Origin of the sequence: Neorhizobium puerariae, assembly GCF_042429745.1 — a bacterium.
Taxonomy (GTDB): Bacteria; Pseudomonadota; Alphaproteobacteria; order Rhizobiales; family Rhizobiaceae; genus Neorhizobium; species Neorhizobium puerariae.
In genome coordinates this window covers 95,298-116,670 of record NZ_JBHMAA010000024.1, presented here as the reverse complement: position 1 = coordinate 116,670, position 21,373 = coordinate 95,298, and the positions used below count along the sequence as shown (strand labels likewise).

General features: G+C 63.1%; 20 protein-coding genes. 11 read left to right on the top strand and 9 right to left on the bottom strand.

Annotated elements, in window-relative coordinates; translation table 11 throughout:
* The first annotated feature begins 283 nt into the window (after positions 1-283).
* On the top strand, positions 284-922 hold the full coding sequence (locus ACFFP0_RS20125) for an outer membrane protein (RefSeq protein ID WP_377263981.1): 639 nt from the start codon (positions 284-286) through the stop codon (positions 920-922).
* Positions 923-980: 58 nt separating this feature from the next.
* Here the strand turns inward: ACFFP0_RS20125 and ACFFP0_RS20120 are convergent, their stop codons facing one another.
* Together ACFFP0_RS20120 and ACFFP0_RS20115 are read right to left on the bottom strand one after the other, a co-directional pair.
* On the bottom strand, positions 981-1,577 hold the full coding sequence (locus tag ACFFP0_RS20120) for a glutathione S-transferase (RefSeq protein ID WP_377263980.1): 597 nt from the start codon (positions 1,575-1,577) through the stop codon (positions 981-983).
* Positions 1,578-1,599: 22 nt separating this feature from the next.
* Positions 1,600-2,283, bottom strand: a complete 684-nt coding sequence (locus ACFFP0_RS20115) for a ribonuclease T2 family protein (protein WP_377263979.1) — start codon at positions 2,281-2,283, stop codon at positions 1,600-1,602.
* A gap of 133 nt (positions 2,284-2,416) precedes the next feature.
* On the opposite strand from ACFFP0_RS20115, the gene ACFFP0_RS20110 reads away from it, so the two are divergent.
* On the top strand, positions 2,417-3,382 hold the full coding sequence (locus tag ACFFP0_RS20110) for a lysylphosphatidylglycerol synthase domain-containing protein (protein WP_377263978.1): 966 nt from the start codon (positions 2,417-2,419) through the stop codon (positions 3,380-3,382).
* A 5-nt stretch (positions 3,383-3,387) separates the two neighbouring features.
* Here the strand turns inward: ACFFP0_RS20110 and ACFFP0_RS20105 are convergent, their stop codons facing one another.
* The gene (locus ACFFP0_RS20105; RefSeq protein WP_377264341.1) at positions 3,388-4,236 is read right to left on the bottom strand and encodes a 23S rRNA (adenine(2030)-N(6))-methyltransferase RlmJ; all 849 of its coding nucleotides are present in this window, start codon (positions 4,234-4,236) and stop codon (positions 3,388-3,390) included.
* Positions 4,237-4,336: 100 nt separating this feature from the next.
* Between ACFFP0_RS20105 and ACFFP0_RS20100 the strand changes: the two genes are divergently transcribed.
* Positions 4,337-6,490, top strand: a complete 2,154-nt coding sequence (locus ACFFP0_RS20100; RefSeq protein WP_377263977.1) for a molybdopterin-containing oxidoreductase family protein — start codon at positions 4,337-4,339, stop codon at positions 6,488-6,490.
* Positions 6,487-7,077: an NUDIX domain-containing protein gene (locus ACFFP0_RS20095; protein ID WP_377263976.1), complete on the top strand. Its 591-nt coding sequence runs from the start codon at positions 6,487-6,489 to the stop codon at positions 7,075-7,077. Before ACFFP0_RS20100 ends, ACFFP0_RS20095 begins: the two co-directional genes overlap by 4 nt.
* A 7-nt stretch (positions 7,078-7,084) precedes the next feature.
* On the opposite strand, the gene ACFFP0_RS20090 is transcribed toward ACFFP0_RS20095, so the two are convergent.
* From ACFFP0_RS20090 to purM, 3 genes are all read right to left on the bottom strand, one after another.
* A complete protein-coding gene (locus ACFFP0_RS20090) occupies positions 7,085-8,032 on the bottom strand; it encodes an ABC transporter transmembrane domain-containing protein (protein ID WP_377263975.1) in 948 nt (315 codons plus the stop codon).
* A gap of 86 nt (positions 8,033-8,118) precedes the next feature.
* Positions 8,119-8,796, bottom strand: a complete 678-nt coding sequence (gene purN, locus ACFFP0_RS20085) for a phosphoribosylglycinamide formyltransferase (RefSeq protein ID WP_377263974.1) — start codon at positions 8,794-8,796, stop codon at positions 8,119-8,121.
* Positions 8,793-9,866, bottom strand: coding sequence for a phosphoribosylformylglycinamidine cyclo-ligase (gene purM, locus ACFFP0_RS20080; protein WP_377263973.1), 1,074 nt, complete (start codon positions 9,864-9,866; stop codon positions 8,793-8,795). Before purM ends, purN begins: the two co-directional genes overlap by 4 nt.
* 233 nt (positions 9,867-10,099) lie before the next feature.
* Here purM and ACFFP0_RS20075 point away from each other — a divergent pair, with 233 nt between their 5' ends.
* From ACFFP0_RS20075 to ACFFP0_RS20055, 5 genes are all read left to right on the top strand, one after another.
* Entirely contained in the window at positions 10,100-11,269 is a 1,170-nt protein-coding gene (locus ACFFP0_RS20075; protein ID WP_377263972.1) for an AI-2E family transporter, read from the top strand.
* Positions 11,266-11,973 (top strand): DnaA regulatory inactivator HdaA, encoded by a 708-nt coding sequence (gene hdaA / locus ACFFP0_RS20070; protein WP_377263971.1) that lies wholly within the window; start codon positions 11,266-11,268, stop codon positions 11,971-11,973. Before ACFFP0_RS20075 ends, hdaA begins: the two co-directional genes overlap by 4 nt.
* A gap of 70 nt (positions 11,974-12,043) precedes the next feature.
* Positions 12,044-14,227 carry an RNA degradosome polyphosphate kinase gene (locus tag ACFFP0_RS20065; protein ID WP_377264340.1) on the top strand — a complete coding sequence of 728 codons (2,184 nt, stop codon included), beginning with the start codon at positions 12,044-12,046 and terminating at the stop codon, positions 14,225-14,227.
* Between the two features lie 5 nt (positions 14,228-14,232).
* Positions 14,233-15,753 (top strand): exopolyphosphatase, encoded by a 1,521-nt coding sequence (gene ppx, locus ACFFP0_RS20060; protein WP_377263970.1) that lies wholly within the window; start codon positions 14,233-14,235, stop codon positions 15,751-15,753.
* A 112-nt stretch (positions 15,754-15,865) separates the two neighbouring features.
* Complete coding sequence (locus ACFFP0_RS20055) at positions 15,866-16,123, top strand: hypothetical protein (protein ID WP_377263969.1); 258 nt, start codon at positions 15,866-15,868, stop codon at positions 16,121-16,123.
* Positions 16,124-16,186: 63 nt separating this feature from the next.
* Here ACFFP0_RS20055 and ACFFP0_RS20050 read toward each other — a convergent pair whose 3' ends face one another.
* Both ACFFP0_RS20050 and ACFFP0_RS20045 read right to left on the bottom strand, forming a co-directional pair.
* The gene (locus ACFFP0_RS20050; protein WP_377263968.1) at positions 16,187-17,548 is read right to left on the bottom strand and encodes an esterase-like activity of phytase family protein; all 1,362 of its coding nucleotides are present in this window, start codon (positions 17,546-17,548) and stop codon (positions 16,187-16,189) included.
* A 219-nt stretch (positions 17,549-17,767) separates the two neighbouring features.
* Positions 17,768-18,568 carry an AraC family transcriptional regulator gene (locus ACFFP0_RS20045; RefSeq protein ID WP_377264339.1) on the bottom strand — a complete coding sequence of 267 codons (801 nt, stop codon included), beginning with the start codon at positions 18,566-18,568 and terminating at the stop codon, positions 17,768-17,770.
* A gap of 103 nt (positions 18,569-18,671) precedes the next feature.
* On the opposite strand from ACFFP0_RS20045, the gene ACFFP0_RS20040 reads away from it, so the two are divergent.
* A complete protein-coding gene (locus ACFFP0_RS20040) occupies positions 18,672-19,079 on the top strand; it encodes a DUF2000 family protein (protein WP_377263967.1) in 408 nt (135 codons plus the stop codon).
* A gap of 7 nt (positions 19,080-19,086) precedes the next feature.
* On the opposite strand, the gene ACFFP0_RS20035 is transcribed toward ACFFP0_RS20040, so the two are convergent.
* Positions 19,087-20,091, bottom strand: coding sequence for a DUF2891 domain-containing protein (locus ACFFP0_RS20035; RefSeq protein ID WP_377263966.1), 1,005 nt, complete (start codon positions 20,089-20,091; stop codon positions 19,087-19,089).
* Positions 20,092-20,409: 318 nt separating this feature from the next.
* On the opposite strand from ACFFP0_RS20035, the gene ACFFP0_RS20030 reads away from it, so the two are divergent.
* Complete coding sequence (locus ACFFP0_RS20030; RefSeq protein WP_377263965.1) at positions 20,410-21,372, top strand: phytanoyl-CoA dioxygenase family protein; 963 nt, start codon at positions 20,410-20,412, stop codon at positions 21,370-21,372.
* The last annotated feature ends 1 nt before the right edge of the window (position 21,373 follow it).

Sequence of the window (21,373 nt, the reverse complement as noted above, 5' to 3'; positions counted from 1 at the left end):
GCGGCAAGACGTGTTGACGCGGTTTGACTTGTAGTTTAAGAAGTATTTTACGAAGGTAAAGGCATTTATAGTTAAATAAAGGAACAATTAAGGTTAATGAAATACATGTTGCGATACAGCAACATCAAATTTTGGCCTTCCGTTTGCCACAATCAATTCACATTTCGGCTCTTTCAATTCCTCAATTGGCATCCACATTCGCCTTCAGCGGGCAGGGAACAAAGTCGTCGCCGTTTGTGTTTTTGCGACGAAATCCCGGCACAGCAGTAGAAGGAGAAAATGTATGCGTACTCTTATCGCAACCCTCATGGCCTCGGCAGCCAGCTTCATCGCCATCTCCGCGGCCAATGCCGCTGATGCCGTTGATCAGATTCCGCAGGCTCCGGCAGCGGTTGAAGAACCGGCTCCGGCTGCAACCTGGCAGGGTTTCTACCTCGGTGGTTACGGCGAATATGACTGGGGCCGTTTCGGTGGCGACGACTATAATGCCAATGGTTTCGGTGGCGGTGTCTTCACCGGCTACAACTTCCAGACCGGTCCGGTCGTCTACGGTATCGAAGCTGACGTCGGCTACAACGGCCAGGACGGCTCGACGCACGGCGGCTACAAGGGTGAAGCCGGCTGGAACGGCTCGGTCCGCGGCCGCGTCGGTTACGACCTCAACCCGTTCCTGATCTATGGTACGGCCGGTGTCGCCTTCCAGAACAACGAACTGAAGGACGCGACCTCGTCCGACGACAAGACCCAGGTTGGCTACACTGTCGGTGCCGGTGCCGAAGCTTTCGTCACCAACAACATCACCGCCCGTATCGAATACCGTTACACGGACTTCGCCGCGGATCGTTACCAGCTCGATTCCGGTTCGGTTTCGAAGGGCTTCGACGACCACAGCGTCAAGGTCGGTATCGGCGTCAAGTTCTAAGCTCTGAAGCTTTTGCAAGGCTGGGGAAGCCCGGACTTCGGTCCGGGCTTTTTGTTTTTCAGGTGGCGGATCTCATCGAAGCGTATTCCGCGAAGCGCTTCGCGAAGGCGTCGGGCCAGGATGCGAGTTCCGGGCGGCCTTCCGCCCATTGGCCGTTGAAGCGCAGGTCGAGATAGCCGATCAGCGCGGCGAGCGCGAAATGGCCGCCATGCAGCTTCTTGCCGGTTTTCGGCAGGTTCTTTTCGAGGTGATCGAGCCCGCGGACGACCTTTTCCCATTGCTTGTCGATCCACGGCTGGTGGATCTTCTCCTCCGGCCGGAAGCGGCGTTCGTAGACGATCGCGAGCAGGCAGTCCGTGATGCCGTCGCAAAGCGCCTCCAGCACTTCCGCCTCGGTGCGCTTCGCGTCCTTCTTGGGATAGAGCTTCCCGCCGGACAGCCGGTTGAGGTGATGCATGATGGCGACGCTGTCGTAGATCGGCGGCTCGTCCTTGCGAATCAGGACCGGAATCTTGCCGAGCGGATTGCTGTCGATGAGTTCCGGCGGATTGGCGCCGGTATCGGTCTTTTCCTCGGCGATCCCGATGCCCAGATGGCGGGCCGCCATGCGAACCTTGGCGGAGTAGGGCGAGGTCGGCGAATAAAGCAGTTTCATGGTCTTTCCTCGTGATGAAAATTCAACGGGCCGGCGGAAGCGTTATGCTGCTGGCGCGGCACCCGTCGGCATCCACTTCGGCGCAATCCCGGAACTGCAGGTCCTTGGTGAGGCAGACACGTATCTCCTCGAGGCGGCGCCCCTCGCAGCTCGCGGAAATGCCGCGGCGACTCATGCCGGGATTGGCGGCGATAAATTTCTGTTCGATCTCATCGGCCGAAAGCGTGACCGAGGTCTCGCCGCGTGAAAGATCGGTCGGCAGGCGGACGCGTCCGAAAGCCTCGCGGACCTTGGCGAAATACTCCCGCTGGCCGAGGCCCGTGCAGCTTCCATGCTTGCGCCATTGATGGCCGATCAGCCCCATCGACGGCATGATGTCGAAGAGCGACTGGCCGACAGAACGCGGGACCCGATCCGGCTCGTCGGTCCGGCAGAAATCCGGATAGCCCTTTTCATATTGCGGCCACAGTCCATGGACGATGAAACGGAAATCCCTCGTCGCGCCGCATTGCTGGTCGTTGCCATCTCCCTTCTGGGAAGCGCAGAAGGTTGGGGACCACGAGAGGGACAGGACGTAGAAATCGAACTGTCCCGGGCGGTCCTGACGGGTGCGATCCTGTGAAAGGGCCGGCGCGGTCGTCGGCAGGAATGCGGCTAACGCGAGCGTCGCCGCCGAAAAGCTGGTGCAGGCAGATCGGAAATTCATTGTCACAAATCTCAGGCTTTGGATCACGTTTCTGTCGTAAATGTTGAGCAACCGGTGCCTCAACGCATAGACTGGTATTTTGGGAGCGGTTGCCTGCCGGATTGGGACGAGGAGCGAAGAGCGACGTGACTGGATGACATTGAAGAAATACCTGTGGCCGACGATCGGCGGGCTGACGATAGCGCTTTCGGCATGGCTTCTCTACAAGGAATTGCGTGGGCTGTCTCTGGAGGATTTGCGGCACAGCCTGGAGGCGATCTCCCCGGTGCACTGGATGCTGGCCGGCCTTTCCACGCTTCTCGCCTATGCCGCGCTTGCCGGCTACGACCGGATTGCGCTGATGCATCTTGGCCGCAAGGTCGACTGGTGGTTCATCGCCATCTGCTCGTTCACCACCTATGCGCTGTCGCATAATGTGGGTGCTTCGGTCGTGTCGGGTGCCGTCGTCCGATATCGCGCCTATTCCTCCAAGGGCCTGACGCCGGCCGAGATCGGCGTGCTGATCGCCGTCTGCTCCTTCACGTTCATATTGGGGACGTTGCTGCTTGCCGGCATCGTGCTGATCATCGAGCCCGATGTCGTCGATCGTTTCGGCGAACTCCTTCCCATGGAGGCCTCGGCGGCGACGGGATATGTGATCCTCGGCCTCGTCGCTCTCTATGTGGCGGCGAGCTTCCTGAGGCTGCGCCCGCTCCGGATCGGCTCCCTGAACATATTCTATCCGGCGCCGCGGGTCGTGCTGCCGCAGCTCGTCATCGCCCCGGTCGAATTGATCGGAGCGGCCGGGATCATCTATTTCGCGCTGCCGGAGGCTGGAAATCCGGGCTTCCTGGTCGTGCTCGGCATTTTCCTCATCTCCTTTTCGGCGGCGCTCATTTCCCATGCGCCGGGAGGGCTCGGCGTGCTCGAACTCGTTTTCGTCATGGGACTGCCGGACATGAACCCGGCCGATGTGATCGCCGCCCTGCTGGTCTTCCGCCTGTTCTACCTGCTCATCCCCTTCGTCATGGCGCTGGTGGTGATCCTCGTTTTCGAGCGGTCCCGGTTCCGGATCGAGCATCCGCCGGATATCGAGCGCGGCAAGCGGGAAACCCGCTGATCCGGTTATTCGCCTCGCAGCCAGAATGCGCGCTGTGAGGCGAAACGGTCCTGCGCAAGCACGGACCTGAGGACCGGCAGCAAGACGTGCAGCTCGTCCTTCAGCGTGAAGGGCGGATTGACGATGACGAGGCCGGACCCGGTGAGCCCGGTCGTCTCGCGGTCGCTGCGCACGATGAGTTCGGCGCAGAGCATCTTGGGGATTTCCAGCGCCTGCAGTTCCTCATGGAAGGCCTTGATCGGCGCGCCCTTCTTGATCGGATACCAGAGGCAGTAAGTGCCGCCGGGAAAGCGCCGGTACGCGTTGGCAAGGCCGTTCACGAGCCGCTGGTATTCGCCGTCCTCCTCGAAGGGAGGATCGACCAGGACGATGCCGCGCTTTTCCTTCGGCGGCAGATGCGCGCCGAGCGCAAGCCAGCCGTCGAGTTCGGTGGCGCGCACCTGGAAGTCGCCTTCGAACAGGCGGTGCAGGCGCGCGTAGTCGTCCGGATGCAGTTCCAGGGCCGAGAGCCGGTCCTGCGGGCGGAACAGCATACGGGCCAGTTTCGGCGAGCCGGGATAGAGCCTCAACGCGCCATCCGGGTTCAATGCGCGGACGGCGGAGAGATAGGGTTCCAGCAGTTCGGAAACGTCGGCAGGAAGCTCCGCCTCCATCAGGCGGCCGATGCCGTCCCGCCATTCCCCGGTTTTCTGGGCCTCCTCCGAAGAGAGGTCGTACTGGCCGATGCCGGCATGGGTGTCGAGCACGCGAAAGGCCTTGTCCTTCTTCTGGGCGTAGCGGACGAGCCGCGCCAGCACGGCATGCTTCAGGACATCGGCGAAATTGCCCGCGTGATAGATGTGCCGGTAGTTCATCGTGGCCGGGTCCGATACGAACAAGGGGTTTCGCGTAAATAAAATTGATGCACCGCAAATCGCGCTTCTTGCGTGGCTTGGCATGCAATATAGAAAAGCCATGAACGTTGCGACCCCGATCCCCGCCAAAACCGCCCCGGAGCCGAAAAAGGTCGGCCACAATTCCGTAGGACATACGGTCTGTCCGCACGACTGTCCCTCGGCCTGCGCGCTGGATATCGATCTGACGGCCGACGGCAGGATCGGCCGCGTGCGCGGCTCGGCCGACAATACCTATACCGCCGGCGTCATCTGCGCGAAGGTCGCCCGTTATTCCGAGCGTATCTACCATCCCGGCCGGCTTTTGGTGCCTATGCGCCGCAAGGGCCGGAAAGGCGAGGGGGACTGGCAGGAGCTTTCCTGGGAGGCCGCACTCGACGAGATCGCCGATGCTTTCGTCAGGGCCGAGGCGAAGCACGGTTCGGAAGCCGTCTGGCCCTATTTCTATGCTGGCACGATGGGGCAGGTGCAGCGCGATTCGATCGAGCGCCTGCGGCATGCGAAGAAATATTCCGGCTTCTTCGGCACGATCTGCACCAACATGGCCTGGACGGGTTATGTGATGGGCACCGGTGCGCTGCGCGGTCCCGACCCGCGCGAGATGGCGAAGTCCGATTGCGTGGTGATCTGGGGCACCAATGCGGTTTCCACCCAGGTCAACGTCATGACCCATGCGGTGAAGGCCCGCAAGGAGCGTGGCGCGAAGATCGTCGTCATCGACATCTACGACAATCCGACCATGAAGCAGGCCGACATCGCCCTGACCGTCCGGCCGGGCACCGATGCCGCGCTTGCCTGCGCTGTCATGCACATCGCCTTCCGCGACGGTCATGCCGATCGCGAATACATGGCGGGACATGCCGACGATCCGGCCGGGCTCGAAAAGCATCTGAAGACGAAGACGCCGGAATGGGCCTCCGTCATCACGGGCTTGTCCGCCGACGAGATCGAGAACTTCGCGAAACTCGTCGGCACCACGAAGAAAACCTTCTTCCGCCTGGGGTATGGCTTTGCCCGCCAGCGCAACGGCGCGGTCGCCATGCATGCGGCGCTGTCGATCGCCACGGTTCTCGGCTCCTGGCAGTACGAGGGCGGCGGTGCCTTCCACAACAATGGCCAGATATTCCGGCTGGACAAGTCCGAGCTGATGGGCACCGCCTATGCCGACCCGGGTATCCGCCAGCTCGACCAGTCGCAGATCGGCCGGGTGCTGACCGGCGATGCCGATGCGCTGCGCCACGGCGGGCCGGTGACGGCCATGCTGATCCAGAACACCAACCCGATGAACGTCGCGCCGGAACAGCGGCTCGTCCGCCGGGGCTTCATGCGAGACGACCTGTTCGTCGCCGTGCATGAGCAGTTCATGACCGACACCGCCGAGGTGGCGGATATCGTGCTTCCGGCCACGATGTTCCTGGAGCATGACGATATCTACCGCGCCGGCGGCCAGCAGCACATCCTGCTCGGGCCGAAGCTCACCGAACCGCCGCGGACGGTGCGCACCAATCTCTTCGTCATCGAGGAACTGGCCAGGCGGCTGGGCGTCGACCACTTCCCCGGTTTCGGGCTTTCCGAGCGCGAGCATATCGACCGCATCCTGAAGGCCAGCCGCTGGCCCGGTGTCGACGTGCTGGAGCGTGAGAAGTGGATCGATGCGCAGCCCGATTTCGAGACCGCCCATTATCTGAAGGGTTTCGGTTATCCGGATGGAAAGTTCCGCTTCAGCCCGGATTGGGCGAACGGTCCGTCGCCGGACAAGCCGCCGAAAAATGTCGGGCCGATGGGCCCGATTTCCGAATTGCCGGCTTTCCCGGACCAGGTCGACGTGATCGAGGTGGCGGACGAGGAGCATCCCTTCCGGCTGGCGACCTCGCCGGCGAGAAGCTTCCTCAATTCCTCCTTCACCGAGACGAAGAGTTCCTACGAGCGGGAAGGGCGGCCGGAAGTGATGATCGAACCGTCCGATGCCATGCGCCTCGGCATCCTCGATGGCGATATCGTCCGGCTCGGCAACCGGCGCGGCGAGATTCGCCTGCATGCCAGGCTGGTGGCCGGCGCGCGTCCGGGCGTGCTGATCGCCGAGGGCCTCTGGCCGAACGGGAAACATCTCGACGGCGAGGGCATCAACGTGCTGACCGGCGCCGATGCGGTCGCCCCTTACGGGGGCGCTGCCTTCCATGACAACAAGGTCTGGCTTCGCAAGGACGCCGCATGACGGATACGAATGAACGGGTAAGGATCGTCAGCGACAAGACGCTGTCGGATGGCTGGACGCGGCTTTCGGGCTACGAGCTCGATTATACCGACCGGAACGGGGCGACCCATCGCCTGCACCGGGAGGTCTTCCACCGCACGCCGGCGGCCTGCATCCTGCTTTACGATGCAAAGCGGGACAAGGTCGTGCTGGTCAGGCAGTTCCGCCTGCCGGCCCATATCGCGGGCGAGCCCGCGTGGATGATCGAGGTGCCCGCCGGGCTTCTGGACGAGGACCATCCCGAGGATGCGATCCGTCGCGAGGCGATGGAGGAGACCGGTTACCGCCTGCGCGAGGTGCGCCATCTCTTCAAGGCATTGACCTCGCCCGGCTCGGTGACGGAACTCGTGCATTTCTTCTATGCTCCGGTCGATCTCTCCGACCGCATCGACGACGGCGGCGGGCTTGCGGAAGAGCACGAGGATATCGAGGTCATCGAACTGCCGCTCGCCGCCGCACTGGACATGATCGAGAGCGGCGGGATCATCGACGCCAAGACGATCATGCTCCTCCAATGGGCGGCGATGAATGTCGGCGCGCCGCGCTGACCCGCGATCAGGGCACGAGCGCTTCTGCGCGGACGATCGCCCCGGCCGCGGAAGGCGTGCTGAGGACCATCGCATACTTCACCTGTGTCACCTTGACGGCGCGATACCAGTCCACAAGGTCGCCCCAGGGATCGTTGATCTTGCCGAGTCCTGCGACGAAGGCCGCGATCGTGCCGATTTCCGTGCGGCCGGTGATCACGAAATAGCCGCCCAGCGCGAAAATGCCGGCATAGCCGAGCTGGGTCAGGAAGTTCATGAAGAAATTCATCGAGAACTTGATCTTGTAGATGCCCATGTTGAGCGTGAATATCCGCTCGATACGGCTGCGCTGCCTCCCGTCCGGATCATGCGCGCCCCCGCGGTTCACGATGCCCGTGCTGATTTCCCGCGTGATCCCGATCTTCTCGCCCACGCGCCGGTTGATGGCCGACTGCATCAGCGGCACGAATCCCAGTTGCGGGCAGAACACCAGCACGACCACGAGCGCCATGAGCGGTTGTAGATAGATGAGATAGCCGGTGACGCTGACGAGGATGCCGGCCTGCAGCAGGGGCTCCGATATGGCGGTCCCGACGAAATCGCCGATCGGCTCGGCCTCGGCGATGACGATCGAAAGCTCCACGCCCTCCCGCGCCATGTCGACAACCTCGGCATCGCCGGCATCCGCCGTGAAGATTGCCCGGCGCAGCCAGCGCACGGATCTCTCGCCGATCCAGTTCCGGTATATGTTCAGCGCGAGTTTGACGAGGCCTTCCATCAGGACGCAGGACAGGTAAAGCGCGACGAGAAGGGCGATGGATCGAAGCGGCGCCTGGTCGGTGGCGCTGTTGATGATCCGCCGCTGAAGCTCGAGCGGAACCGTTCCCAGCAGGAAGAGCAGTATGGACAAGGCGGCGATCGCAACCTGGTGCAGCCCGCTGACACGCCACACGAAGCGATAAAGTGAGTTAGGCACGAATGGTTCCCCGCACGCTTGAACGCGTGCTCGGGGAATGTTGCAGGTTCGCATCCGGCGATCAAGCGGCGCGCTGCCGCAGGGGATCAGAAGGCGCTGACCAAGCCCTGGTCGGCATGCGTGGATGTGACCGAAACGTCGTGGACGGCGCGGCCGTCCTCCATCCGGACCTTGCCTTCCGCGAGCAGTTTCAGCGCCAGCGGGTAGAGCCTGTGCTCGAAGGTGAGGATACGGGCCGCCAGTGTCTCCGCCCCGTCGCCCGAAAGGACAGGCACCGCCGCCTGGGCGACGATCGGGCCCTCGTCCATGCCTTCGGTGACGAAATGCACCGTGCAGCCGGCGATCTTCATGCCGGCGTCGATGGCGCGCTGGTGGGTATTGAGACCCGGGAAAAGCGGCAGGAGGGCGGGATGGATATTGAGGATGCGCCCTTCATAACGGTTGATGAAATCGCCGGAGAGGAGACGCATGAAGCCGGCCAGGCAGAGGATGTCCGGCTTTACCTCGTCGAGCGCGGCAAGCATCGCCGCCTCGTGCTCCGCCTTGCTCGCAAAGCTCTTGCGCTCGAAGGCGAAGGTCCTGATGCCGCGCGCCTCGGCCTTCGCGATGCCGCCCGCCGATGCCTTGTCGGAGATGACCGCCACGATCTCGGCCGGGAAGTCCGGCGAGGCGCAGGCATCCGCCAGCGACAGCATGTTGGAGCCGCTGCCGGAGATGAAGACGACGACACGTTTGCGCGATGGGTTCGCGGACATCGGCGTCATAACCCGAGCGTGCCCTTGTAGATGACGCCGGCGCCGCCTTCCGGACGATCCACCATGCGGCCGAGCGGCACGACGGTCTCGCCTGCGCCGGCCAGGATCTCGGAAACGGCCTTTGCGTTTTCGGCCGCCACGACGACGATCATGCCGATGCCGCAGTTGAAGGTCCTGAGCATCTCCTTCGCCTCGACGCCGCCGGTCCTGGCGAGCCAGGAGAAGACGGGCGGCACGGGAATGGAGGCAAGATCGACTTCGGCCGCGAGCGCCTTCGGCAGCACGCGCGGAATGTTCTCCGGGAAGCCGCCGCCGGTGATATGGGCAAGCGCCTTCAGCGCGCCGGTCTCGCGGATCGCCTTCAGGAGCGGCTTCACGTAGATGCGGGTCGGCACGAGCAGCGCCTCACCCAGGGTCATGCCGTCACGGAAAGGGGCGGGCGCGTCCCAGGCGAGGCCTGAGAGGGAGACGATCCTGCGCACCAGCGAGAAACCGTTCGAATGCACGCCGGAGGAGGCGAGGCCGAGGATGACGTCGTCGGCGGCGATGTCGCCGGACGGCAGGAGCTGGCCGCGTTCGGCGGCGCCCACGGCAAAGCCCGCAAGGTCGTAGTCGCCATCGGAATACATGCCGGGCATTTCCGCTGTCTCGCCGCCGATCAGCGCGCAGCCCGCCTCGCGGCAGCCGGCGGCGATGCCGTTGACGATCGCCGCACCCTGGTCGGGATCGAGCCTTCCGGTCGCGAAATAATCGAGGAAGAAGAGCGGCTCGGCGCCCTGCACGACGAGATCGTTGACGCACATGGCGACGAGGTCGATGCCGACGGTGTCATGGAAATCGGCGTCGATGGCGATCTTCAGCTTGGTGCCGACGCCGTCGTTCGCCGCGACGAGGACCGGGTCGGTGAAGCCTGCGGCCTTGAGGTCGAACAGGCCGCCGAAACCGCCGATCTCCCCGTCTGCGCCGGGGCGGCGGGTGGAGCGCACGGCCGGCTTGATCTTCTCGACCATGAGATTGCCCACATCGATATCGACACCGGCATCGCTATAGGTGAGACCGTTCTTGCCCGTCTCGCTCATCGCTCATCTCCAATGGGACCGCCGCATATCCCCCGAAAGTGAAACGGTTCGGAACGAGGACATACGCAATGTATATGCGGCCCGCCATTGCACGGCGCGACCCGATATGCAAGCGCCCAGCCGGGTTTTGAAGGCTTTTCACAGTCTTTGGCGTGCCGCCGCCGGACTCTTGACCACGCGGGCAGCCCCTCCTAATCCTGTCCGCGACCCCGGTCACGCGTGAAGGAGCGGCGATGCCATACCATATCAGCGGCGCGAGCCTCAGACGCCACATCCTTTTCTGGATCGGCGCGCTTGCCGTCTTCGTCCTGTTCCTGTGGTTCTTCCGTTCGATCCTGCTGCCCTTCGTCGCCGGCATGGCGCTCGCCTATTTCCTCGATCCGGTGGCCGACTGGCTGGAGCGGCGGGGCCTGAGCCGCCTGATGGCGACGGTCGTCATCCTCGTCTGCTTCGTGCTGGTCTTCGTGCTGTCGCTGATGCTGCTGATCCCGATCGTCATCAACCAGTTCACCGAGTTCGCCGCCGCGCTGCCGGGATATATCTCCCAGCTGCAGCAGATCATTTCGAGCCCCGAGACCTCGTTCCTGCCCCATTGGCTGGGGGCCCAGATCGAGACGGTCAAGCAGAACTTCTCCGAGGTGCTGAGCCAGGGCGCCGGCTTCCTCGGCTCGCTGCTGACGCAGATCTGGAACTCCGGCAAGGCGATCGTCGATGTCGTGTCGCTGCTGATCGTCACGCCGGTCGTCGCCTTCTACATCCTGCTCGACTGGGACCGGATGGTCGCGAAGGTGGATAGCTGGGTGCCGCGCGACCAGGTGGACACGGTTCGCGAGATCGCCCGCGAGATGAATGAATCGGTCGCGGGCTTCATCCGCGGCCAGGGCTCGCTCTGCCTGATCCTCGGCATCTTCTACGCGGTCGGGCTCTCGCTCGTCGGGCTGAATTTCGGCCTGCTGATCGGCTTCATCTCAGGTATGATCAGCTTCATTCCCTATATCGGCTCGCTTGTCGGCCTCGTGCTGTCGGTCGGCGTCGCATTCGTGCAGTTCTGGCCGGATTATCCCTGGATCGTCGCCGTCGCAGGCGTCTTCTTCGTCGGCCAGTTCATCGAGGGCAACATCCTGCAGCCGAAACTGGTCGGCCAGAGCGTCGGCCTGCATCCCGTCTGGCTGATGTTCGCCCTTTTCGCCTTCGGTGCGATGTTCGGTTTCGTCGGGCTGCTGATCGCCGTGCCGGCGGCGGCCGTGGTCGGCGTCCTTGTCCGCTTCGCGCTGTCGCAGTATCTTGACAGCGATATCTATTACGGGCGAACGGCGACGCTTCCCTGGGAAGAGGGGCCTTCGCCCCGTGTGCTGGAGCATGGCGAGAGCAGCGCACAGATAACCGTTCAGAAAGACCAATGACCGAGACCCGCGAACGCGAGCGGCGGCAGAACGAACAACTGTCGCTCCAATTTACCCACGATGCTGCGAGAAGCCGCGACGATCTTCTCGTTTCGGAGCGCCTTGCCGCCGCCGTCGCGATCGTCGACGAATGGCCGGCATGGCCTTCGCCGGTCGTCGTGCTGGCGGGGCCGGTGGGTTCGGGAAAATCGCATCTGGCGCATATCTGGCGGGAAAAGGCCGGCGCCGCCGACATCCATCCCGTTGCCGGTTCGAACGCTGCGGCGGTTGCCGCTTCCGGTCCGGTGCTGTTCGAGGATGCCGAGCGGCGCGGTTTCGATGATGCGGAACTCTTCCACGTCATCAACAGCGTGCGCGAGAACGGCCATACGCTCCTGATGACCTCGCGGCTCTGGCCGGTTTCCTGGGGCGTCACGCTGCCTGACCTGAAATCGAGGCTGAAGGCGGCGACCGTGGTCGAGATCGGCGAGCCGGACGAGGACCTGCTCGCCCAGGTGATCGTGAAGCTTTTTGCCGACCGGCAGCTTTATATCGATGACAAACTGGTGGGCTATATCGTCAATCGGATGGAGCGCTCGCTCGGCGCCGCCCAGGCGATTGTCGACCGGCTGGATCGGCTGGCGCTCGCGCGCGGCACGCGGATCACCCGTCCGCTGGCCGCCGAGGTGCTGAACGATTTTGGAAATCCCGCCGGCGGCGATTGACTGTGACACTTTCCTCGCCGAACTTGGCGCGAAACCCCAATGGGTTACCGGAGGTTACAAGATGGATTCGATGACAACGGAAACGCAGCAGCCAGAAGCGGTCGCCGTGGACGCCGCCGAGGAACTGCTGGCGAGCCCGGACCGGTTCATCAACCGCGAATTCTCCTGGCTGCAGTTCAACCGCCGCGTTCTCGAAGAGACGCTGAACACGGCGCATCCGCTTCTGGAGCGCGTGCGCTTCCTGTCGATTTCTGCCACCAACCTCGACGAATTCTTCATGGTGCGCGTCGCCGGCCTCGAAGGCCAGGTCCGGCAGGGGATCGCCATCCGCAGCCCCGACGGCAAGACGCCGGCCGAACAGCTCGACGCCATCCTGCAGGAAATCGACAACCTGCAGATGGAGCAGCAGGCCTCGCTTGCCGTGCTGCAGCAGTATCTCGCCAAGGAGGATATCCTGATCGTGCGCCCGGCGGCGCTTTCGGCCGAGGACCGCGTCTGGCTGGCGACCGATTTCGAGGACGATCTTTTCCCCGTCCTGACGCCGCTGTCGATCGACCCGGCCCACCCGTTCCCGTTCATCCCGAATCTCGGCTTTTCCATGGGGCTGCAGCTCGTCAGCAAGCTCGGCAAGGAGCCGATGACGGCGTTGCTCCGCCTTCCGCCGACGCTGGATCGTTTCATTCGCCTGCCCGACGACAAGACCACGATCCGCTACATCACGCTGGAGGATGTCGTCGGCATGTTCATCGACCGGCTTTTCCCCGGCTACGAGGTGAAGGGCGCCGGCACCTTCCGCATCATCCGCGACAGCGATATCGAAGTGGAGGAAGAGGCCGAAGACCTGGTGCGCTTCTTCGAGACGGCGCTGAAGCGCCGCCGCCGCGGCAAGGTCATCCGCATCGAAACCGATTCGGAAATGCCGGCATCGCTGCGCCAGTTCGTGGTGCAGGAGCTCGGCGTGCCGGACAATCGCGTCGCCGTTCTGCCGGGGCTTCTGGCGCTCAACACGCTGTCGGAGATAGCCAAGGCGCCGCGCGACGACCTGAGGTTCGAGCCCTACAATGCCCGATTTCCCGAGCGGGTTCGCGAGCATGCTGGCGACTGCCTTGGCGCCATCCGCGAAAAGGACATGGTGGTCCACCATCCTTACGAGTCCTTTGACGTGGTTGTGCAATTCCTTCTGCAGGCGGCGCGGGACCCGGATGTCCTCGCCATCAAACAGACGCTCTACCGCACCTCGAACGACAGCCCGATCGTCCGGGCGCTGATCGACGCGGCCGAAATGGGCAAGTCGGTGACGGCGCTGGTCGAACTGAAGGCCCGTTTCGACGAGGAGGCGAACATCCGCTGGGCGCGCGATCTGGAACGCGCGGGCGTGCAGGTCGTCTTCGGCTTCATCGAGCTGAAGACGCATGCCAAGATGTCCATGGTGGTGCGCCGCGAGGAAGGCAGGCTGCGGACCTATTGCCACCTCGGTACGGGCAACTACCATCCGGTGACGGCGAAGATCTACACGGACCTGTCCTTCTTCACCTGCAACCCGAAGATCGCCCACGACATGGCGAACATCTTCAACTTCATCACCGGCTACGGCGAACCGACGGAAAGCATGAAGCTCGCAGTCTCGCCCTATACGCTGCGGCCGCGCATCTTGAGGCATATCGAGGAAGAGATCGCCCACGCAAAGAACGGCGCTCCGGCGGCGATCTGGATGAAGATGAATTCGCTGGTCGATCCGGAGATCATCGATGCCCTCTATCGGGCGAGCCGGGCCGGCGTCGAGATCGATCTCGTGGTGCGCGGCATCTGCTGCCTGCGCCCGCAGGTGCCGGGTCTTTCCGAGAATATCCGCGTCAAGTCTATCGTCGGCCGCTTCCTCGAACACAGCCGCATCTTCTGCTTCGGCAACGGTTTTGGCCTGCCGTCCGACAAGGCGCTGGTCTATATCGGCTCGGCCGACATGATGCCGCGCAACCTTGACCGGCGCGTCGAGACACTCGTGCCGCTCCTCAACCCGACCGTGCATGAGCAGGTTCTATCGCAGATTATGCTGGGCAACCTGATTGACAACCAGCAGAGCTACGAGATATTGCCCGACGGTACGTCGCGGCGTATGGAAGTGCGCAAGGGCGAGGAACCTTTTAACGCGCAGCACTATTTCATGACCAATCCGAGCCTTTCCGGGCGCGGTGAAGCTCTGAAATCGAGCGCTCCGAAATTGATTGCGGGCTTGATGTCCGGACGCAAGAAATAGGCAATATGGTACGATCAGAAGCCCAGGGGCGCCTTCCGGGGATCGCTCCTGTCTCCGTCATCGACATTGGCTCGAACTCGGTCCGTGTCGTCATCTATGAAGGCCTGTCCCGCGCGCCGACCATGCTCTTCAACGAGAAGGTCCTTTGCGGGCTCGGCAAGGGGCTTGGTTCCAGCGGCAGGATGGACGAGGAGGCGGTGCAGCGCGCGCTCGCGGCGCTGAAACGTTTCCGTGCGCTTTCCACCCAGGCGCGCGCCACGGAAGTCTACGTACTTGCCACCGCTGCGGCCCGCGAGGCGTCGAACGGGCCGGAATTCATCCGCGAGGCGGAGGAGATCCTCGGCCAGAAGATCGAGCTTCTCTCCGGCGAGGAAGAGGCGCGGTATTCCGCGCTCGGCGTCATCAGCGGTTTCCACGATGCGGACGGCATCGCCGGCGACCTCGGCGGCGGTTCGCTCGAACTCATCGACATCAAGGGCACCGAATTCGGCCGGGGCATCACCCTGCCGCTCGGGGGCCTGAGGCTCTCGGAATCTTCCGGGAACTCGCTTTCCAAGGCGCGCACCTTTGCCCGCAAGCAGGTCAATACCGCCCGTTTCCTGGAACAGGGCGCCGGCCGCACCTTTTATGCGGTCGGCGGCACATGGCGTAACATCGCCAAGCTGCATATGGAAATGAGCAAGTATGCGCTGCACATGATGCAGGGCTACGAACTGTCGCTCGAAACGATCCAGAAATTCCTCGAAGAGGTCATCGCCGCCAAGGACAGCAAGGACCCTGCCTGGCAGGCCGTGTCCAAGAGCCGCCGTTCGCTTCTGCCTTTCGGCGCCATCGCCATGCAGGAGGTGCTGAGCGCCATGAAACCCGCCATGGTAAGCTTTTCGGCGCAGGGCGTGCGCGAGGGTTATCTCTATTCGCTGCTTTCGGACGAGGAGAAGGCGGGAGATCCGCTGCTGGTCGCTGCCGACCAGCTCGCCATCCTGCGTGCCCGCTCGCCGGAACATGCCCGCGAGCTGGCGGAATGGACCGGCCGCATGGTGCCGGCCTTCGGCATCACGGAAACGGAAGAGGAAAGCCGTTACCGCCAGGCCGCCTGCCTGCTGGCCGACATAAGCTGGCGCGCCCACCCGGACTATCGCGGCCTGCAGGCGCTGAACGTCATCGCGCATTCCTCCTTCGTCGGCATCACTCATCCGGGCCGCGCCTATCTGGCGCTTGCCAACTACTACCGCTTCGAAGGGCTCTACGACGACGGGGCGACCGGCTTCCTCGCGACGATCGCGACGCCGCGCCTGCTTTCCCTTGCCAAGCTGCTCGGCGGGCTGCTGCGCGTCGTCTACCTCTTCTCCGCTTCGATGCCGGGCATCGTCCACAACCTGTCGTTCCGCCCGTCTTCCGATCCCAGCCTCGACCTCGAATTCATCGTGCCTCCGGCCTATCGCAATTTTGCAGGCGAGAGACTGGACGGCCGCCTGCAGCAATTGGCGAGACTGACCGGCAAGCGGCTGGCGTTCCGGTTCGAATAGGGTCCGGTAAGCTTTATCGCTCCCTTGATTGCAAATCGCGTCGGCATGCCGACCTTCATTGCAGCATGGTCCATTACAGGCCCCGCAGTCGTGGCGAGAAGGGAGATAGGTGATGAGGAAAGCACTCGCAGTCATTTGGGCGGCTGCCTTGGTGGGCTGTACCTCCGCCGTCGCGCTGGAACCCATTCCGGGCAGCATTACCTATAACGGACAACCGCGCAGCAGGCTTGCCAAAGCCCCGGCCGGCAGCCCCGTCAGCCATCAATTCCAGGGCCAGGACGGCCGTCAGTATCATGAGACCTATATCATCCAGCCGGACCGGAGCCTGAAGCTGGTCGATCGCTATGCGGTCGATATTCCCATCGACTGACTGGACGGAAAAGCCCCGGCAATGGCCGGGGCCTGCCTGTTTCGTGGAAGGCGTGACGCCAGATTACTTCGCGTTCAGGAATTCGCCCACTTCGAGAAGGCTGAACTCGTTGTTGTCGGCCTTGTCGACGGCGCGGCCGGCGGAGAAGGGCAGGTTGTTGTCGTTGCCGATGATGATGTGCGTGGCATCGACCACGTCGACATTCTCGATCGTCACGAAAGGCATGTCGTAGACGCCTGCGACATTGCCCGCCTTCTTCTTGTTGTCCGGGTCCTGGATGTTCATCAGATCGATATAGCCGATCTTGCGGACGGCCTTGCCGACATTGGCGTCGTTGAACTCGATCTTGTAGACGCGCTTGTGCTTGGCGGGCGCGTTGAAGCAGGTCGGCTCGGGCTTGGCCGGATCGGCGCAGGCCCTGTCGGTGGTGCCGGCGCCGTTGTCGCGTTCGATGACGAGGGCGGTCGTGGCGTCGATCATGTTGAAATCGCCGATCGCTTCACCGCCCTTGGAAAGCGGATAGAGCCAGGAGCGGCCGGTCCACTTTTTGGCGGCGACGTCGAATTCGATGACGCGCAGCGCGGTCAGGCCGTCGGCCTGTTCCACCTGGCCGTCTTCTTTGTAGAGCGGGCCTTCGAGGAGGCCGTAGAGCTTGGAGCCGTCCTTCGACATGGCAAGGCCTTCATAGCCGCCGGAGCGCTTCAGGTTGAAGACCGGCATTTTCGAAACCGGGTTGCCGGGAAGCTGGATGAGCGGGTTGTCGGGGGAGACGACCGGCTTGCCGTCGACCCTGGTCGGGATGACGTCGGTCAGGCGGCCCTGGCTGTCGACCTTGATGAGGTAGGGGCCAAACTCCTCGCCGAGCCAGAAGCCGTCGGCGACCGGCTGGATCGATTCGATGTCGAAATCGGCGCCGGTGAGGTAGCGCGTGTCCGTGCCTTCCATGGTGATCGGGAAGGGCGCGATCCTGTTCGGGTCGGACAGGAAGGTGTTCTTCACGACTTCGGCCTTGTTGGTGGCCCAGTCGAATTTCATCTGGTGCAGGAAGAGCATGGAATCGGAAGAGGTCGCCTTCGAGCCGAAACCGTTGTCCGACAGCGTCCAGAAGGTGCCGTCAGCCATGGTCTTGATGCCGGAGAAGCCCTGGATCGGTTGGCCGTCGAGCGGCAGCTTGACGTCGGTGACGCGCACGCCGTCCTTGCCGGGCAGCGTGCCTAGAGCTTCGGTGCGCTTGCGGTCGGGCGTGGTGAACTTGCCGGAAGTCTTCAGGAAGGCCGGCGCATCGGCGGGAGCGGGAACGACCGTGTTGGCGGGAAGGATCGCCTGGCCGGCGAGCTTAGCCGGAAAAGCTTTTTCCTCGGCATGTGCGGCATTGCCGGCGATCAGCGCGGCGAGCGCAACGGAGGCGAAGAGAAGTCTGGTCATGAAATCACCTGTTGGTTGGCGTGTCGAAGACGGCAATCGCTTAAGGAGAGCGCGTGACGGGCAGGTGATGGAACCTTGAAGCTTCGATGAAGCTTTGATGACGGGATTTTTAAAGTCCACAGCATCGGCCCGAAAATCGGAATCGATTTTCGGAAAGCACGATGCGTAGATTCAATAGGTTAGAGTGTCCCTTGTGCGTCCGGAAGGACGCACGGCGCTCTAATGGAGGCCTCGGGCAGACCTCTGCAAAGCCACCCAGCGGCCCGGCGTCATGCCGAATGTCTTCTTGAAATGACGGGTGAAATGGGCCTGATCGGCAAAGCCCGCATGGGCTGCGGTATCGGCCAGGCCGCCGCCTTCCGAAAGCAGGACCTTCGCCCGGTCGAGCCTGCGCATGACGAGATAGCGGTGCGGGCTGGTGCCCAGGAATGTCCGGAACTGTCGTGCGGTCGTGTAACGATCGAGGCCGCTGACGGCTTCCAGTTCCCCGGAGGAAACGGCGCGGTCGCAATTGTCCCGCAGATAGTCGCGGCAACGCAGCATCGCATCCCGCGCGACGGAGGTCGACGGAGAGCGGCTGCGGCCGTCCGCATGGCGCCGGAGGCTTGCCGCGAGGCGGGCGATCAAATCATCGAGCAGGAGGTCCTGCGGTATCTCTTCGAGGTCGTCGAGCGCTTCGGCAAGGCATTGGCGGAATTCGGCATCGGACACCACCGGGTCCGTCACGAAGGGAAGGTCGCCGGCGCCGCCGGCCGCTTCGACCAACCGTTCCGGTTGCAGGTAAAGCATGCGGTAGCGCAGGCCTTCGTCGGTGCCGGCCGCTCCGTCATGCAGCTCGTCGGGATGCAGCACGATCACGTTGCCCGGCAGGCTGGCGCGGCCAGAGCCCCGGTAGCGAAAGGTCTGCACGCCGGCAAGCGTCAGCCCGAGCGCATAAGTGTCGTGCCGGTGCGGTGAAAAGCCGTTGCCGTGGAACCGCGCCTCGATCCGCTCGATACCGCGGGAAGAGGGGGCCTGGATGATGCCGTCCGGCGTTGCGGCCTGGCACGAACGTTCAAGACCGGCTTCGTTCGCCGCCGCTATCTCTTCGGCTCTCGCATAACCTTCGACGGAGTTCTTCTTCATGTTCGATACCAAGATCGCGATCGTGCTGCGCGATGACCTCGCTCCCTGGCAGGAGCTCAACGTGACCGCGTTCCTGATGAGCGGCATCGCCGCGCAATACCCCGCGATCATCGGCGAAGCATACCGGGATGCGGCCGGCAATGTCTATAATCCGATGAGCATCCAGCCCGTCGTCGTCCTGTCCGCCGGCCAGGAGATGCTGAGAACCATCCATCGCCGTTCGCTGGAACAGCAGGTGACGGCATCCGCCTATATCGAGGAGATGTTCGCGACCGGTCATGACGCGGCGAACCGCGAGGTCTTCGCGCAATTTTCGCCCGAGGGCGCAAGGCTGGTCGGCCTTGCGCTGCGGGCCGGGAAGAAGATCGCCGACAAGATCACCAAGGGTGCGAAGATGCACATCTGAACGCCGGTCAGGCTTCGAGGGCCAGTGTCGCGAAACTGGCGAGCCAGTGCTCGCCCATGTAGTCGCCTTCCACATGCGGCAGGGCGCTCGCCAGATGTTCCTCGGCGGCCCTTTCCATGATGCTACGACGGGGATCGCTGCCCGGCAGGGCTTTGGCAAGCGACCGCCAGCACCAGGCGCGGGAAAGATTGAGGCCGTCCAGATGGGCGATCTTGCCGTCGCTGCGGTCGGATACCGAGGCCGGCGAGAACAGCGTCGCCGGCCTCTGCGCCATGATCTCCGGCAGAAAGCGATCGAACCAGGGGCGAAAATCCTCGTCCGGCATGAGCCGGCGCATGCATTCGGCCTCGGTGAGCGCGGAGGAGAGGAAATCGTCACCGGAAGGCTCGCCCCAGGCCGGGCAGTCCTCGTCCTTGCCGTACCAGCGCATCGCGGTGTTCTTCAGCAGCGTTCCGAGCGCCGTATCGTTCAGCGTATCGGCATAATCGGCGGCGAGCCGCATGGCGAAGGCGGTATTGAAATGCGTTCCGACCCGGATCGGGTAGGTGGCGATCGGCAGGAAATCGGCGAAGCGCTGGACGAACACGTCCGAAAGCGGTTTCAGGTTGCCGGACCAGCGGCGGTCGTCGAGCAGAGAAAGCTCGGCGGACAGCTTGAGAAGCCACCCCCAGCCATAAGGCCGTTCGAAACCACGCGAGGTGGGCTTGGCCTGATAGGCGCATTCGCCGGCGACTTTTTCAGGCGCCAGCATCTCGTCGAACAGTGCCCGGATGTTCTTCGCGGCCGGGATCTCCGGAAACTTCCTGAGGATATGCGCCATCATCCAGTAGCCGTGGACGCAGGAATGCCAGTCGAGGCTGCCATGGAAGATCGGATGGAGATCGCTGGGCGTCCGCGCGTCGTCCGGGCCGGAAAAGACGTTGGCGGGCTTGTTCGGATATTCGCGCTTCACATGCCCCAATGCGATCGTGGCGAAACGCTGGGCGGTATCGGCGGTGAAGGAATGGCGCATGCTGGGGCTCGCTGGGGGGGGGCTCTGTCGGGATGGACATTGTCGGTTGCAGGCATGATGCGCGCAATCGCCATGCGAAGCCAGCCGAATCGAGCGGGATGGCGAGCGGCGAATGGTCCTCCCGGCGCAGTCGATGCGGGCCGGGTGCCGATACGGACAGCCGCGACAGGTTTTGTTAACAAAAGGCGGAATTTGTCGTTTGACGGTAGACAAAAAATCCCATGCTGCATTGCGGTAACGGCAATGACACATTACCGTGAAGCGGGGCTGTGAGATTCATCCAATTCGTTCTGGCGAAGATTTCGTAAAGGATATCAGATGCTTGACGCTCCACAATCCAAGCTTCACGATCTGGAGACCATTGCCCGTTCCGGCGGGACGCTGCGCCGCATCACGGCGCGGATACCGACCTATCTGACCGATCTGCGCGAAAATCCCGCCTGGCTGCCGATGTTTCTCCTGGCACGGACGATGCCGTTTCGCCGGGCTCACTGGCTGACCGCGAAGCGGGTCAGGTCGGCGGCAACGGGGCCTTCGATGTTCGGCGGGCTGGATGCGAAAGCCATTGCCGCGGAGCTGAAAAGCGCAGGCATCTTTGCAGGCCTGACCCTGCCGGCGGACATTCACGAGGAGATTGCCCGTTTCGGACACGAGACGCCCTGCTTCGGCAATTTCGAGCGCAGGCTGGAATTTCGCGCCGGCGAACACGCCGAGGCGGAAAGGCGCTTCGGTCGTCCGATCCTGAGCGGCCACCATTTTGAACGGGTTCTCCAGTGCAAGGCCGCCGTGGCCGTGCAGCGAGACCCGCTGCTTCTGGACGTGGCGAGGCATTATCTCGGGGGAGAGGCGAAGCCGATCACCACCCGGATATGGTGGAGCTTTCCGACGAAGTCGGCATCCGAAGCCGATCTCAGCCGAGCTTCCTTCAAATATCATTTCGACCTCGACGACTGGCGCATGCTGAAGTTCTTCTTCTATCTCTCGGATGTCGATGCGGATGCCGGTCCCCATGTCTATGTGAAGGGCAGTCACAACCGCCGGCGCATGAGGCATCAACTGACCCTGCTGGTCGGGCATCCGGCGGAGGAAGTGCTGGAATTCTACGGCGAGGACAATGCCTTCACGTTGACCGGCCCCGCGGGGACGGGCTTCGTCGAGGACCCCTTCGGTTTTCACATGGGCACATTGGCGAAGCGCAGCCCGCGCCTGATGATGGAAGTCGGATTCGGCGTGTCGAAGCCCTCGAAGCGCCGTTATCACGGCGAGCCGGTCATCCGCTGAA